General features: G+C 40.5%; 12 protein-coding genes. 9 read left to right on the top strand and 3 right to left on the bottom strand.

Annotation, left to right across the window (positions count from 1 at the left end; translation table 11 throughout):
* Positions 1-213: 213 nt before the first annotated feature.
* Positions 214-1,302 carry a M42 family metallopeptidase gene (locus tag F7984_RS14975; RefSeq protein ID WP_066108797.1) on the top strand — a complete coding sequence of 363 codons (1,089 nt, stop codon included), beginning with the start codon at positions 214-216 and terminating at the stop codon, positions 1,300-1,302.
* A 46-nt stretch (positions 1,303-1,348) separates the two neighbouring features.
* Here the strand turns inward: F7984_RS14975 and sspI are convergent, their stop codons facing one another.
* Entirely contained in the window at positions 1,349-1,558 is a 210-nt protein-coding gene (gene sspI, locus F7984_RS14970; protein ID WP_066108794.1) for a small acid-soluble spore protein SspI, read from the bottom strand.
* A gap of 128 nt (positions 1,559-1,686) precedes the next feature.
* On the opposite strand from sspI, the gene F7984_RS14965 reads away from it, so the two are divergent.
* The 3 genes from F7984_RS14965 to pheT all read left to right on the top strand — a co-directional run bounded on the left by F7984_RS14965 (position 1,687) and on the right by pheT (position 6,273).
* Complete coding sequence (locus tag F7984_RS14965; RefSeq protein WP_175354319.1) at positions 1,687-2,418, top strand: TrmH family RNA methyltransferase; 732 nt, start codon at positions 1,687-1,689, stop codon at positions 2,416-2,418.
* A gap of 381 nt (positions 2,419-2,799) precedes the next feature.
* A complete protein-coding gene (pheS, locus tag F7984_RS14960) occupies positions 2,800-3,837 on the top strand; it encodes a phenylalanine--tRNA ligase subunit alpha (protein ID WP_066108785.1) in 1,038 nt (345 codons plus the stop codon).
* A gap of 21 nt (positions 3,838-3,858) precedes the next feature.
* On the top strand, positions 3,859-6,273 hold the full coding sequence (gene pheT, locus F7984_RS14955; RefSeq protein WP_140462239.1) for a phenylalanine--tRNA ligase subunit beta: 2,415 nt from the start codon (positions 3,859-3,861) through the stop codon (positions 6,271-6,273).
* Between the two features lie 621 nt (positions 6,274-6,894).
* Here pheT and F7984_RS14950 read toward each other — a convergent pair.
* Together F7984_RS14950 and rnhC are read right to left on the bottom strand one after the other, a co-directional pair.
* On the bottom strand, positions 6,895-7,515 hold the full coding sequence (locus tag F7984_RS14950; RefSeq protein ID WP_140462240.1) for a DUF1269 domain-containing protein: 621 nt from the start codon (positions 7,513-7,515) through the stop codon (positions 6,895-6,897).
* A gap of 369 nt (positions 7,516-7,884) precedes the next feature.
* The gene (rnhC, locus tag F7984_RS14945) at positions 7,885-8,844 is read right to left on the bottom strand and encodes a ribonuclease HIII (protein ID WP_140462241.1); all 960 of its coding nucleotides are present in this window, start codon (positions 8,842-8,844) and stop codon (positions 7,885-7,887) included.
* 154 nt (positions 8,845-8,998) lie between these two features.
* On the opposite strand from rnhC, the gene zapA reads away from it, so the two are divergent.
* From zapA to F7984_RS14920, 5 genes are all read left to right on the top strand, one after another.
* Positions 8,999-9,268 (top strand): cell division protein ZapA, encoded by a 270-nt coding sequence (zapA, locus tag F7984_RS14940; protein WP_373925507.1) that lies wholly within the window; start codon positions 8,999-9,001, stop codon positions 9,266-9,268.
* 7 nt (positions 9,269-9,275) lie between these two features.
* Positions 9,276-9,818 (top strand): CvpA family protein, encoded by a 543-nt coding sequence (locus F7984_RS14935; protein WP_066108772.1) that lies wholly within the window; start codon positions 9,276-9,278, stop codon positions 9,816-9,818.
* A 108-nt stretch (positions 9,819-9,926) separates the two neighbouring features.
* Positions 9,927-11,642, top strand: coding sequence for a DNA polymerase/3'-5' exonuclease PolX (gene polX, locus F7984_RS14930; RefSeq protein WP_140462242.1), 1,716 nt, complete (start codon positions 9,927-9,929; stop codon positions 11,640-11,642).
* Between the two features lie 27 nt (positions 11,643-11,669).
* On the top strand, positions 11,670-14,027 hold the full coding sequence (locus F7984_RS14925) for an endonuclease MutS2 (RefSeq protein WP_140462243.1): 2,358 nt from the start codon (positions 11,670-11,672) through the stop codon (positions 14,025-14,027).
* Between the two features lie 361 nt (positions 14,028-14,388).
* On the top strand, positions 14,389-16,092 hold the full coding sequence (locus F7984_RS14920; RefSeq protein ID WP_066108762.1) for a long-chain-fatty-acid--CoA ligase: 1,704 nt from the start codon (positions 14,389-14,391) through the stop codon (positions 16,090-16,092).
* Positions 16,093-16,126 lie beyond the last annotated feature (34 nt).

The following is a 16,126-nucleotide window of genomic DNA, read 5'->3' as shown; positions in this document are numbered from 1 at the left end:
GTTCTATTCAGTTTACTGAAGACTGGTTAGGATACAGGAGGAATGACCATGTTTAATGGAATGAACCAGTTCCATGGTCAGGCTATATTTAGAAGTGAATATTAACGGAAGTCTTTCGGCTGATTCATAATGGTCTTTCGATTATTTGATAGTAAAGGGAAATAATACATATACTATAAAGAATGATATACATAGTTAAGGAGGCTCTTTTTTATGAAACATCTAGATGATACGCTTTCTATGCTGAAGGAGCTAACAGATGTTAACGGCATTGCAGGTAATGAAGGAGAACCGAGAAAAGTTATGAGAAGGCTGATTGAGCCATATGCTGATAGCCTTTCATTTGATGGAATCGGCAGTTTGATTGCTGAGAAAACAGGAGAAGAAAAAGGACCGCGCATTATGATTGCCGGACACCTTGATGAAGTAGGTTTTATGGTTACCCGGATTGATGACAAAGGATTCCTCTTTTTTCAAACGATTGGGGGCTGGTGGTCACAGGTTATGCTTTCTCAGCGTGTTACAGTAACCACTTCGGGGGGCGAGCAAATTACGGGTTTAATCGGATCTTCACCGCCTCATATCCTTACTCCGGAAGCGAGAAAGAAACCGGCAGATGTCAAAAATATGTTCATTGATATCGGAGCGACAAGCCGGGATGAAGTACTTGAATGGGGAATTCGTCCAGGAGATATGGTAACGCCGTACTCCGAATTTACGGTACTTAAAAACGAAAAAATGTTAATGGCTAAAGCATGGGACAACCGAATTGGTTGTGCGGTGGCAATAGAGGTATTAAAACGCCTAAAAGATGAAAACCATCCGAATACCGTATTTGGCGTAGGAACTGTTCAGGAAGAGGTAGGGCTGCGCGGCGCTAAAACAGCGGCTAATTATGTACAGCCTGATATTGCGATTGCTGTAGATGTTGGAGTGGCAATCGATACACCAGGATTATCTGAAAAAGACGGTTTAACAAAAGCGGGAGACGGTCCGGGACTGGTGTTATATGACGCAAGCCTGGTGACTCATAAAGGCTTGAGGGACTTTATTGTCGGTGTGGCAGAAGAAATGAATATACCTTATCAATTTGATCATATACCTGGCGGCGGAACAGATGCTGGATCATTCCATGTCAGCGGTACGGGTGTACCTTCTATCGCGATTACGATTCCAACTCGTTATATCCATTCTAATGCGGGGATATTAAATCGTGATGATTATGAAAATACGGTTAATCTTATTGTAGAATTGGTTAAACGTCTGAACAGGGAAACGGTGGATAAGATTACGTTTGATTGAATACGAAAAAACGATGATGGAGAATAACTCCGTCATCGTTCTTTTGTTATTTGCTGAGTGCACTTTCTAATAGATGGAGCATCTCGTCCTTCTCGCTTTCAGAGGCTTTTTGCCAAATAAGCTCAAATAATACACCAAGGCCCGGCAGCATTTTTTCTTCACCGCTTTGAATGGCATCTACAATAGTGGCTTCAAGTTCATCCTGGGTATTGCCTGTTACATTATGGATAATGGCATTTCTAAGATTTAAATTCATGGATATTCCCTCCAATTTTGGTCTCATACTTAGTTTTGCTTTTCTTTCCTTTTTCTATGTATTAAATTTGGGATATAATGAAAGAACGTTTGATAAGAAGGTGACTTATATTGAAATATATTGAATCAATGCAAAATGCACGTGTAAAGCAATGGAAGAAACTTTTGACAAAGAAGGACAGGGATAAAAGCGGTCTTTTCATAGTGGAAGGTTTTCATTTAGTAGAGGAAGCTCTTATGCATGGATTAGTGGAAGAACTGATTGTAAAGGAAGGTACTGATTTACCTTTAAAGTGGGAGCTAGAAGGCATTGATTTGTTTACTGTACATAAAGACATTTTTAAAGCAATCGCGGATACTGACACACCACAGGGAGTTGCAGCGGCTTGCAGAAAGCCAACTTTCCCTGAGTTAGGAGCGGACATTTCAACTGTATTATTAATTGATCGTGTGCAGGATCCAGGGAATATCGGAACAATGATACGTACAGCAGATGCAGCGGGCTTTGATGCCGTTATACTAGGGGACGGGTGCGCAGATGCATACAGTCCAAAGGTAGTTCGCTCTACACAGGGCAGCCTGTTTCATATCCCAACTTTTAAAGGAAGCCTAGAAACTTGGGTGGATAAATTACAACAATCAGGTATGAAAGTTTATGGGACTGCCTTGCAGGGAGCAAAGCCATATAAGGAGATAAGTAAAGCAGAACGGTTCGCTATACTTGTCGGCAATGAAGGCAGCGGCGTCAGCAAAGAACTGCTAGAACAAACAGATCAAAATGTGTATATTCCTATATACGGAAAAAGTGAATCATTAAATGTGGCAGTAGCTGCCGGCATTTTGATGTATGGCCTTAAATAAAGAGGAAATGAACGTTTGAAACTCGGGGCAATTTAGATTATAATGAGTAAATAAAATTGGATGATGAAAAGCATAGATGGGGACTAAGTAGCTGTTTGACCGCCTTACAGGAAAAAAACGCCTGAGACTGAGAGCGTTTTTATGGAAAAAGGCAAACAAGTGAATTCACCCCCGGAGCTGCAACCGGGACCACAGACAAAACGTTTGTGTAAAGGTTAGCCGGCAGAAATGTCGTTATTGAATGAAGCGAGCGAGCCTATAATGAATAGGACGCTAACAAGGGTGGTACCGCGATGATAACCTCGTCCCTTTTTGGGGACGGGGTTTTTTGTTGTTTTCATTTATTGGTTTTCATCAAAAATCACATAGGAGGATTTAATTATGCAAGAGAAATTACAAGCATTGCAGCAGGAAGCCTTGGAAAAAGTACAGATTGCTGTTGACCTCAAAGGCTTGAATGATGTCCGTGTTGCGTACCTTGGCAAAAAAGGACCGATCACCGAGGTATTGAGAGGAATGGGCAGTCTTTCAGCAGAAGAACGTCCAAAGGTAGGGGCACTTGCCAATGAAGTAAGAGGTGCGATTGCATCTGCAATTGAAGAAAAGCAGCACGCATTAGAGGAAGAAGCTGTTAATCAAAAATTGGCAAAGGAAAAAATTGACGTCACTCTTCCTGGAGCTCCTGTTAATAAAGGGAACCACCATCCTTTAACAAAAATTACGGAACAATTAGAAGACCTATTCCTTGGAATGGGCTACACAGTGGCTGAAGGTCCGGAAGTGGAACAGGATTACTATAATTTCGAAGCATTGAATCTCCCTAAGAGCCATCCTGCCCGTGATATGCAGGATTCCTTCTACATTACTGAGGAAATCTTAATGCGTACCCATACATCCCCTGTACAAGCTCGTACAATGGAAAAGCATGAAGGGAAGGGACCGGTTAAAATTATCTGTCCTGGTAAGGTGTATCGCCGTGATAATGACGATGCCACACACTCTCACCAATTTATGCAAATTGAAGGTCTTGTAGTGGATGAGAACATTACAATGGCTGACTTAAATGGAACTCTTGAAGTATTTGCGAAAAAATTCTTTGGTGAAGATCGTGAAATTCGCCTTCGTCCAAGCTTTTTCCCATTCACAGAGCCTTCAGTTGAAATGGATATTTCCTGTAAAATTTGCGGTGGAAAAGGCTGTTCAGTTTGTAAACAAACAGGTTGGATCGAAATTCTGGGCGGAGGTATGGTTCACCCGAATGTACTTGAAATGGCAGGATTTGATTCCAAGAAGTACACTGGATTTGCATTTGGTATGGGTGTTGAAAGGATTGCCATGCTGAAATACGGTGTTGACGATATCCGTCATTTCTATACAAATGATGTACGTTTCGGAAGCCAGTTTCATCGTCACGAGTAAGAATTAGAGGGAGGAAATAAGATGTTTGTATCATATAGATGGTTACAGGATTATGTTGATTTAGATGGAATCAATGCTAATGAGTTGGCAGAAAAAATTACAAGAAGCGGAATCGAAGTAGAAGGTGTAGAATCTCCTGCTGAGGTGATTCAAAACGTGGTAATCGGACATGTACTTGAAAAAGTACAGCATCCGAATGCTGATAAATTAAGTGTTTGTAAAGTGGATATCGGTGAAGAAGAACCGGTTCAAATCGTGTGCGGTGCGCCGAATGTGGCAGCAGGACAAAAAGTTCCTGTCGCAAAAGTAGGAGCTGTTTTACCGGGGAATTTCAAAATTAAAAAGAGCAAGCTTCGCGGAGAAGCATCCCACGGCATGATCTGTTCCCTGCAGGAATTGGGAATCGAAGCGAAAGTAGTGGCAAAAGAGTTCAGTACAGGTATTTTTGTATTCCCTGAAGATGTTGTTCCTGGCACAAATGCGCTTGAACAACTGGGGCTCGATGACCATATTCTTGAGCTTGGATTGACACCAAACCGTTCTGATTGCCTAAGTATGCTTGGTGTAGCTTATGAAGTAGCAGCTATTTTGGGTAAAGAAGTTAAAGTACCAGAAGTAACTGTAAAATCAGGCTCTGAGAAAGCAGAAGACTATGTAAGCGTAAAAGTGGACGCACCTGAGCAAAATCCTCTTTATATCGCGAAAATCATTAAAGATGTAAAAGTCGGTCCATCTCCATTATGGCTGCAAAGCCGATTAATGAAGAGCGGAATCCGCCCGCATAATAATGTGGTCGATATTACGAATTTCATTTTGCTTGAATATGGTCAGCCATTGCATGCGTTCGATTATGATCGTTTACAATCTAAAGAAATTGTCGTTCGTATGGCGCATGAAGGTGAAAAACTGACTACATTGGATGAAGCTGAACGTACGCTTAGCGGTGATCATTTGGTAATTACAAATGGCAAAGAAGCTATTGCACTTGCTGGTGTTATGGGAGGAGCCAACTCTGAGGTTGTTGATGGAACAACAACTGTATTACTGGAAGCAGCCTATTTTGCAGGCGGTCCTGTTCGCAAAGCTTCCAAAGATTTTGGTCTTCGTTCAGAAGCAAGCGCACGCTTTGAAAAAGGTGTGGATCCAAACCGCGTTCGTGCTGCCGGAGAACGTGCAGCAGAATTAATCGCAGAGCTTGCAGGCGGTACAGTGCTTGAAGGTCAAGCAGAATTTAATGAGATGAAGATTGAAGAAGCCGTAATCAGTATTGGTCTTGGAAAAATCAATAAAGTATTGGGTACGTCATTATCTGTTAACGAAGTGAAGGATATTTTAACGCGCCTTCAATTTGAAGTGAAAGTGGATGGAGAAGACTTTGTAATTACGGTACCGACACGCCGTGGAGATATTACTATTCCAGAAGATATTATTGAAGAAGTAGCAAGACTTTACGGATACGATAATATTCCAAAAACATTACCGGTTGGTGCTTCTAAGCCAGGTGTACTAACTCCTTACCAAATGAAGCGTCGAGTTGTACGTCGTTATCTAGAAGAAGCCGGTTTAATGCAAAACATCACATACTCTCTAACATCTGCTGAAAAAGCAGCCATGTATACATTAGAGCAACGTGAAAGCATTCGTTTGGCAATGCCAATGAGTGAAGAAAGAAGCACTCTTCGTATGAGCCTGATTCCTGGCTTGCTGGATGTGTTAAAGCATAATGTAGCTCGCCAAAATGAAAATATGGCTGTTTATGAAACAGGTGCTATTTTCCTTAAAACTTCTGATACAGAGCTTCCAGAAGAAAAAGAGCATCTTGCAGGTGCTGTAACGGGTCTATGGAACACGAACCTATGGCAGGGAGAGAAGAAAAAAGTAGATTTCTTCGTTGTAAAAGGAATCCTTGAAGGCTTATTCCGCAAGCTTGGCCTTGAAAACCGCATGGAGTGGAAACAAGCGATTGTTGAAGGAATGCATCCAGGACGCACAGCTGAATTGTTCTTAGATGGAGAATTAATTGGTTTCGTAGGTCAAGTTCATCCGAAAGTTGAAAAGAAAGAAGACTTAAAAGAAACCTATGTATTTGAATTGTCTCTAGTAGACCTTTTACATGTAGATCAAGAACCAATTCAATATACAGCTATTCCAAGATTCCCTTCTATTACACGTGATATTGCATTGGTTGTGGACTCTGAAGCAGTAGCGGGAGAAATCAGCACGATTATCAAAGAAGCTGGCGGCAAACTATTAAAAGAAGTTCACTTATTCGACTTATACGAAGGAGAAAAAATGGAAGAAGGCAAAAAATCATTAGCATTCTCCCTAAAATACTTCGACCCTGAAAAAACACTAACAGACGAAGAAGTAACAAAAGCCCACAGCAAAGTCCTCTTCGCCGTAGAAGAAAAAGCAGGAGCACAGCTGAGAGGCTAGAAAAGCTGAGACGACTAAAAAGGAACAAAGTCTAAGAACGCCACATCGTGTGGCAACGCCTTTGTGACCAACATCCTGTTGGCCTCCGACAAGCATAAGAGAGAGGCACGAAGGGAGGCGTTTTTTCCTCCCGTAGTGGCTATCCTTATGACTCGAGGGTCTAGGAGTCGAAGCTAGATCTAACGAAAAGCTGAGACGACTAAAAAAGGAACAAAGACTAAGAACGCCACATCGTGTGGCAACGCCTTTGTGACCAACATCCTGTTGGCCTCCGACAAGCATAAGAGGAGATACGTAGGGAGGCTTTTTTTCCTCCCGCAGTGGCTACACTTATGACTCGAGGAGTTAGGAGTCGAAGCTAGATCAAACGAAAAAGCTGAAACAACTGAAAAAGGAACGAAGACTAAGACCACCACATCGTGTGGCAACGTCTTTGTGTCCTACATCCTGTTGGCCTTTGCAGCCACTTACAATTGATTGAGGGAGTGGTGGAAGCCATCTCCCTTAATTAAAGATTATATCTGTATAATTTAATGAAAAAAAAGATTGCTATTATAAGCAATCTTTTTTTATGTATGATTTAAAGCAACTAACTTGTTAATGTATGAGGACTATGTTGTTTTATGATAATTTCTCTTTAATTTGTTTGAATTCTTCTCTTAATTTCGTACTATATTCGTCGATTTTTTCTCGTCTTTCTTTTGAGCGCTGTTCTTTCATTCTGGCTTTTGCTTCGTTTTCTAATTCCTTTTGTACCTTACGCGCATGGTCTAGTTCTTCCTGTATAACGCTAGCACGGTATCTAACGATTACTGTATCAAATTGATTAATGATCTCATTATAGGATGCTTGTGATTCTTCTTGTATAACAGATATAAGAGCTATATCTCCGTCTTTCATTTTTGTAGAAACCGTATAAAGCATACCGTCCTCTTCCTTGGCATCATTCATATCTAATAAGGAACCGAAGCCGGCACCTATCCCCATTCCTAAAAGGATACCTATCGGACCGCCAAGTAACCCGAGAGCCCCTCCAATAAGTCCGCCTAATAAAGTGTCATCACTTGTTTGACTGCCAGTGTTGAAGCTATCCTTTGTGATAATCTCCCCATCAACTTTTTTTAGTAAAACTACTTGTGAGAGGACAAAATCTTTCTGGGATGTATGAGTTCTTTTTAGCTCAGATAAAGCCTGATATGCTTCGCTTTCAACCTTGAAAAAACTTAACACAACATTTTCCATTCTCGTTTTACCTCATCTCTTCGAAAAAATTCCGATTATTCTATTCCCCTCAGAAAATGCGGTAAACTGGTAAGTTTTTCATTGCATTTAAACATCATTTTAATTGGCTGAGGATAGCGGCTGGATTTAGTGGTAGTTTGGCTGGATTCCAATCAAATTCGGCTGAATTCCTTCTAAGTTCGGCTGGATTTTGAATAAAGTCGGCTTGTTTCCCGTAAATACAACCTACGAGGCCTTGTTAAATGGAGAATCTTGTTGAAAACAATTTACTCCATACTAAAAACACTCAGACCAGATGTGATCTCCCCAATTGTTAGACCGTGTGTCTAACAATTGGGGTGCAGATCAGCTCCCAGGCTGAGTGTTTGATTATAATCCAATTCTTTTTACGAGTTTGCGTGCCTTTTCTGTATTGGCGAAGTGAAGCTTGGCAAAGGCGTTTAATTCACTTTCTCCTTTTTTAGCGATAAAGACAGCGGCAGCTTCATCCACTTTTGAACTGGCGCCTTTAGGAATCGTCATCCCTGCCTGTTCACTGAGTAGATCCATATGTTTTAAGAAAGCGTAGCGGGCAATAACAGAAGCGGCTGCCACAGCTGTGGATATACTTTCAGCTTTTGTGCTGAAATACAAGGGAACTTCACGATTTCCGCTCGTGGCGGTATGGCGAAAATAAATATCGGGTTCACAAAATTGGTCTATGAGAATACCATCTGGCTTGGTTCCTTCCAATTTGGCCAGCAAATGATGAATAGCTTGTTCATGCAGCATGGCTTTCATTTTACCCTGGCTCATTCCTTTTTGCTGAACACTATTGTATTTTTCGTTTTTCAGGACAAGCAGACTATACGGGATCATTGCTGTAATCTTTTTGCCAAGAATTAATATTTGCGGATCGCGAATCGTTTTAGAGTCCCGTATGCCCATATTTTCAAGTTCCCGAATATGTTCCTTGCTGACATAGGCTGCCGCAACTGTTATGGGTCCGAAGTAATCGCCCGTTCCCGCTTCATCTGTACCAATGATACTCAACTCATTGATTGTATGAGGAGGACGGTAGATATGGTCTGATACACTTCTTTTTTTAATTGGTGATTTTTTTTGAGGGGCAGCAGCATTGGCTGATCCGCTACTCCATTTTTGAACTTCTGCATCTGAGACGGCTCCCTGGAACAATACTTTTCCAGAATTATAGGCCGTAATCGTCATCCCATTCATTTTCGCTGAGAAAACAGCTCCGGGTGGTGTTTTAGGCAATAAAGAATTCAAGTAATAGGATTTCATTTTAAGAATCGTTTCTTTTGTTACTGTAATAACAGTATTCGCCATTTTTCTACTCTACTCCTCTTTACGCCAAATTTCCGTCCTCTTGTTGATAGGACGGAAATTTGTGTATATGATATTTTACGATTGATAGTAGTTTTTATCTAGGAATACCAAGAAATTGGTTTTCATGTTATGATAGTAGACAGGATTTTTATGATTGGAGGCAACCGCCTTGTCTGATAAAAACAGGATAAACGTTGAGATATATGGACAACAATACACCATTGTAGGCGATGAATCAACTTCTCATTTACGACAAGTTGCCCACTCGGTGGATGATAAAATGCGCGAAATTGGTCAAAAAAACCCGAGTCTGGATACGACTAAATTAGCTGTATTAACTGCAGTTAATACGATGCATGAATACTATAAATTGTTAGAAAAGATAGAAGCCTTGGAAATAGAAATAAATCAACAGAAGAAATGAGGATATTATGGTTACACTATTCATATTAGTAGCTTTACTCATAGGATTTTTAATAGGTTTAAGAAGAGGCTTAATCTTGCAGCTTGTACACTTATTAAGTTTTATTATTGCCTTGATTGTAGCTAAATTATTTTATAAAGACCTCGGTCCTAAGCTTGAAATGTGGGTTCCTTTTCCGTCATCAGCGGATACTGACTCAAGTCTTAATATGCTGTTTAATATTACAGATTTGGATTCTGCTTTTTACAATGCAATTGCATTCTTTATTATTTTTGTTGGCGTAAAAATTGTCCTGCAAATTATTGGGTCCATGCTGGACTTTCTTGCTCAGCTGCCCCTTTTGAAGCAGTTTAATCAATTGGCTGGCGGGGCTTTAGGATTTGTAGAAATGTATTTGGGTATGTTTATTATCCTATTTATTGGTGCTATGCTACCCATTGAGTCACTGCAGGAAATGATACATAACTCATCCTTAGCGAAAACAATCATTATGAACACCCCATTTTTATCTGATTGGGTGACAAATTTGTGGTTCCATCCATTTTCATGACTTCCTCTTCCAATAGGGAAGTCATTCTTTTTTAGTATCCGATTGAGCTTGTATATAATGAAGGATAAAGGTATCTAATAAATGAAATAGGACGGGTAGGTGGCCGGAATGAGCGTAAACAAAAAAGATGTCATTAAACTATTGGAAACAATAGCAATATATATGGAATTAAAGGGAGAAAATCAATTTAAGGTTTCTGCCTTTCGCAAAGCTGCACAGGCACTTGAAGTAGATGAACGCAGCCTGTCGGAGATTGATGATTTCACCAAGCTGAGCGGGATCGGCAAAGGAACGGCAGCTGTCATAAATGAATATATCGAAATGGAATCATCAGAGGTCCTTAAAGAATTGCAGGAGGAAGTGCCGAAGGGGTTAATTCCTCTTCTTCGCTTACAAGGACTCGGTGGGAAAAAGATTGCCAAGCTATATAAAGAGTTAGCTATTACGAATGCGGAAGAGCTGCAGAAAGCGTGTGAAGAAGGGAAAGTCAGTAAACTTGCCGGCTTTGGCAAAAAGTCTGAAGAAAACATACTTGATGCCATCAAAGCAATGGGAACAAAACCGGATCGTCTGCCTCTTGCTGTTATGCTGCCGATTGTGGAAGACATTGAGGCAAAACTGCAGGCAATGGAAGATGTTATTCGCTTTTCAAGAGCTGGCAGTGTAAGGCGCGGACGTGAAACGATAAAAGACCTTGATTTCATCATAGCTACTGACAATCCCTTGAGTGTCAAAGAACAAATCTTAGGGTTAACCAATATTGATCATATCGTTGCAGCCGGTGATACAAAAGTATCTCTTGCTTTAGCCTATGATTATGAAATAGCAGTAGATTTCAGGATGGTAAAGCCAGCTGAGTTTGCAACGGCTTTACACTATTTTACTGGATCTAAGGACCATAATGTCCGTTTACGCCAATTGGCTAAGGATCGCGGTGAAAAGGTTAGTGAATATGGCGTTGAAAATTTAGAAACTGGTGAAGTCAAAACATTTGAGAGCGAAGAAGACCTATATAGCCATTTTGGTCTGCCGTATATTCCACCGGAAATTAGGCAGGATGGTACTGAAATCGATAAATATCAAGCTGATTACGGTTTAATTTCCTTGGAGGATATTAAAGGTGATCTTCATATGCATACAACCTGGAGTGACGGCTCCCATACGTTAAAAGAGATGGTAGAAGCTTGCCGTGCCAAGGGGTATCGCTATATGGCCATAACCGATCATTCTCAATATTTAAAAGTGGCAAACGGACTGACACCTGAAAGAGTTTTAAAACAGAAAGAAGAAATCAGGAAGTTAAATAAGGAATATGATGACATCATGATCCTGTCCGGTATCGAAATGGACATCCTTCCGGATGGTACACTTGATTTTGATGATGAAATTCTAGAACAATTAGATCTTGTTATTGCTTCTATTCACTCCTCTTTCTCACAACCGCAGGAAGTGATTATGGAGCGTTTGAAAACAGCATTGACCAATAAACATGTCGATATTATCGCACATCCAACTGGGCGGGTTATTGGGCGAAGAGACGGTTACGCAGTGGATATGGATTTATTGATTCAGCTTGCAAAAGAAACTGATACGGTATTAGAGTTGAATGCCAATCCAAATCGTCTCGATTTAGCAGCGGAAAATGTTAAAAAAGCTCAGGATGCAGGAGTTAAAATCGTTATTAATACAGATGCTCACAGCATTGATATGCTGGAGAATATGGACGTAGGTGTGTCAAACGCCAAGCGTGGCTGGATCAAGAAAGAGACTGTATTAAACGCCCAAAATGAGGACGATTTTTTGGCTTTCCTCAATAGAGACTAACAGAAAAAGTAAGGAGGATTTTTCTCCATGCAAGACAAAGTATTAAAAACACTCGAGTTTACAAAAATCATTGCACAATTGCAAAAACATGCTTCTTCCAGTCTGGGAAAAAGCCTAAGTGAACAGTTAATGCCCAATACCGATTTGGAAGAGGTTAAACGTACTCAATATGAAACAGACGAGGCTGCAACCGTATATCGCTTAAAGGGCAATGTGCCTCTTGGAGGGATATTTGATATTCGCTCCCATATAAAACGAGCTCGGATTGGTGGTGTTCTCAGTCCTGTTGAATTGATGGAAACATCAAGTACACTGAGAGCAGGACGGACTCTACGCAGATTTTTGGAGGATATGCAGGAAAATGAAATCGAACTTCCTATTCTCTATGAATATAAAGACCAATTAGTGAATCTGAGTGATCTGGAAAAAGACATCAATATGGCAATTGGGGACCATGGTGAGGTTCTGGACTCTGCCAGTGATACGCTCCGGACGTTGCGTCAGCAATTGCGCACGAATGAAGCAAGAGTTAGAGAAAAGCTTGAAAGTATGATTCGTTCAAGCAATGCCGCCAAAATGTTATCAGATACGATTGTGACGATTCGGAATGATCGTTTTGTCATTCCTGTAAAGCAGGAATATAGAAATCATTATGGCGGTATTATCCATGATCAATCTGCATCAGGGCAAACCTTGTTTATTGAGCCGCAGTCTATTGTTCAATTGAATAATACATTACAGGATATTCGCGTAAAAGAAAGTAGGGAAGTAGAACGTATACTAACAGCACTTTCCAATGCTGTAGGCGAGTATGCAGATGATATTCTACTGAATGTCTCTATTTTGGCTAAGCTCGATTTTGCCTTTGCAAAAGCAAAATATGCAAAAGCTATTCATGCATCCATGCCGATTATGAATAATCAGGGAATCATTAAGCTTAAGAAGGCAAGACATCCGCTCATTCCAAAAGAAGAGGTTGTTGCCAACGACATCATTCTTGGAGAGACCTATGGGACGATGGTCATTACAGGACCGAATACAGGCGGTAAAACCGTCACATTAAAAACGGTCGGTCTTTGTACATTAATGGCTATGGCAGGTTTGCAGGTACCGGCAATGGATGGATCAGAATTAGCAGTTTTTAAATCTGTATATGCAGATATCGGTGACGAACAATCGATTGAGCAAAGCTTGAGTACATTTTCATCTCATATGGTGAATATAGTGGAAATCCTAGAAACCTTGGACTTTGAATCACTCGTATTATTTGATGAGCTTGGAGCTGGAACAGATCCTCAGGAAGGAGCGGCACTAGCGATTTCAATTCTGGATGAAGCACATTCACGTGGAGCTAAGGTTATTGCTACAACCCATTATCCTGAGCTGAAAGCCTATGGATATAATAAAGAAGGCGTCATGAATGCAAGTGTGGAATTTGATGTAGAAACGCTCAGTCCAACCTATCGACTGCTTATCGGTGTGCCTGGTCGAAGTAATGCGTTCGAAATCTCTACGAAGCTGGGTTTAACTGAACGGATTATTCGCAACGCTCGTGGAATGATTGGAGCCGATTCCAATAAGGTTGAAAACATGATTGCATCTTTGGAAACTTCACGAAAGGAAGCTGAAAAAGACTGGCAGGAAGCGGAAGAATATTTGAGGGATGCTGAAATCCTTCATCAAGATTTACAAAAACAATTAATGGAGTACGAGGATAAAAAAGATACGCTAATCGAAAAAGCCAAGCAGGAAGCAAGGCAACTCGTAGAAAAGGCTCAAAAAGAAGCGGAGGAAATTATCCGTGAGCTGAGACAGATGCGAATCGAAAAGAGTGCTGAAGTCAAAGAGCATGAATTGATAGAGGCGAAGAGAAGGCTTAATGAAGCAAAACCTGAGGAATCCAAAAAAATAAGAAAAGCCGCTGTATCGTCAGCCAAAAGGACGCTTAAGCCTGGCGATGAAGTTAAGGTTCTCACTTGGGGACAAATTGGTCAATTAATAGAAAAGATATCCGATCATGAGTGGAATGTTCAAATGGGAATCATGAAAATGAAAGTGGATGAGAAAGATCTCGAATTTAAGAAAAGTCCAAAGCCAGTCGAGACGAAAACGATCACCAAGATTAAAGGTAAAAATTTTCATGTTAATCTAGAGCTTGATCTCCGTGGTGAGCGTTACGAAAATGCATTGTCTAGAGTGGAGAAATATATTGATGATGCCTTGCTTGCCGGTTATCCGCGTGTTTCCATCATTCATGGGAAAGGAACAGGGGCACTGAGACAAGGAGTCAGAGAGTATTTGAAGAATCATCGTTCAGTCAAATCAATGAGGTTTGGGGAAGCTTCTGAAGGTGGAATTGGCGTGACGATTGTTGAATTGAAATAAGGGAGAACACAGGAGGAGACCATGGAAACACTGGGGAAGATTTTGTTGGTGGTATCTGCTTTATTTATCATTGTCGGGATCATATATATGGCCTTCTACGCGTGAGTGCGTGAGTGAAAGAGTTTAAATGGTGGGGGGTCCCGCTGTTTAGGCTCTTTTTTATATCCTGCCGGCAAGTTAAGTACACATTGAAAGCAAAAAAGTGATTATTGGATATTCAGGACTTCCAAAATCATTCTTTAGGAGTTAAGAACTAGATAATTCAAATAAAGTTAACAGAATATTAGTAAAATATTGTCACATAAAATTCATTATACTATAATTAACTAGGAGAAATAGCTTTTTAAGGGAGGTTTTTACATTGTTAGAAGAAAAACCATGGTTTAAGCATTATCCAGAAGAAATCCCGAAAAGCATCGAGTATGGACATAATTTAATACAGGATTATTTAAAACAGTCTGCTTACAAATACCCAACTAAAAACGCCATTCATTTTATGGGAACATCAATTACGTACAAGAAACTGTATGAGTATGCATTGCAATTTGCCCATTATTTGAAAAAGCTAGGCGTTGAAAAAGGTGACCGAGTAGCTATCATGCTACCAAATTCGCCGCAGGGAGTCATTGGTTATTATGGATCATTGATAGCAGGTGCTATAGTGGTTCAAACGAACCCTCTGTATATGGAAAGAGAAATCGAATACCAAATGCAGGATTCAGGTGCCAAAGTTATCCTGACTTTAGATATTTTGTTCCCCCGTGTCATGAGTGTCATGAAAAAAACAGATTTACAGCATATCATCGTTGCTCCCATCAAAGATTTTTTACCTTTTCCAAAGAACTTAATTTATCCATTTATCCAGAAAAAGCAATATGGCATTGTCGTCAATGTTGAGCATAAAGGCAATCATCATCTCATGTCTGAAATCCTAAAAACATCACCGAAAACCGAGGTCGAGTATGAAGGCAACCCGGAAGAAGATCTTGCCTTACTGCAATATACCGGTGGAACAACTGGTTTTCCTAAGGGAGTTATGCTGACACATAATAACCTGGTAGCCAATACAAAAATGTGTGATGCCTGGCTCTATAAATATAAAGAAGCAGAAGAAAAAGTCCTCGCAATATTGCCTTTTTTCCATGTCTATGGGATGACTACCGTTCTTATCCTTTCTATCATGAAGGGCCATGAGATGATTATATTGCCAAAGTTTGATGCCGTTACGACCTTGAAGACTATACAGAAACAGAAGCCAACTCTATTTCCAGGAGCTCCTACCATGTATATTGGCTTATTAAATCATCCGGATATTTCGAAGTATGATTTATCATCCATTGATGCCTGTATAAGTGGTTCAGCAGCACTCCCAGTGGAAGTTCAGGAGAAATTTGAAAAACTCACTGGAGGTAAATTGGTTGAGGGCTACGGTTTGACAGAAACATCACCCGTAACTCATGCTAATCTTTTATGGAGTGACAAGCGTGTGAAGGGAAGTATTGGTTTACCATGGCCAAGTACGGAAGCAGCAATTCTATCCTCTGAAACCTTAGAGCCGTTACCTCCAGGTGAGGTCGGTGAACTGGCAATAAAGGGCCCCCAAGTTATGAGAGGATATTGGAATCGTCCAGAGGAAACAGAAAACGCTTTCTCTGGTGAATGGTTATTAACGGGAGATATGGGCTATATGGATGAAGAAGGATACTTCTACATCGTGGATCGTAAAAAAGATATCATTATTGCAGGCGGGTTCAATATTTATCCGAGGGAAATTGAAGAGGTATTATATGAGCATGAGGCTGTTCAGGAAGCCGTGGTGGCGGGTGTGCCTGATCCATATCGCGGAGAAACCGTTAAAGCGTATGTAGTATTGAAAGATCAAGCAAAAGTGACCGAGCAGGAATTAAATGAATTTTGCCGTAAGCATTTGGCTGCCTTTAAAGTACCTCGTCTATATGAATTCCGCGATGAGCTTCCGAAAACCGCGATTGGTAAAATTCTACGACGTGTATTGGTTGATGAAGAGAAACAAAAACAACAAACAATTGATAAAAGAGAGGCTTAATCGGTTCTGAAGAAAGCTCTTCGCAAAACCATTT

This window comes from Pradoshia sp. D12 (genome assembly GCF_008935075.1).
Taxonomy (GTDB): Bacteria; Bacillota; Bacilli; order Bacillales; family Pradoshiaceae; genus Pradoshia.
This window is presented reverse-complemented; position numbering and strand designations above follow the sequence as displayed.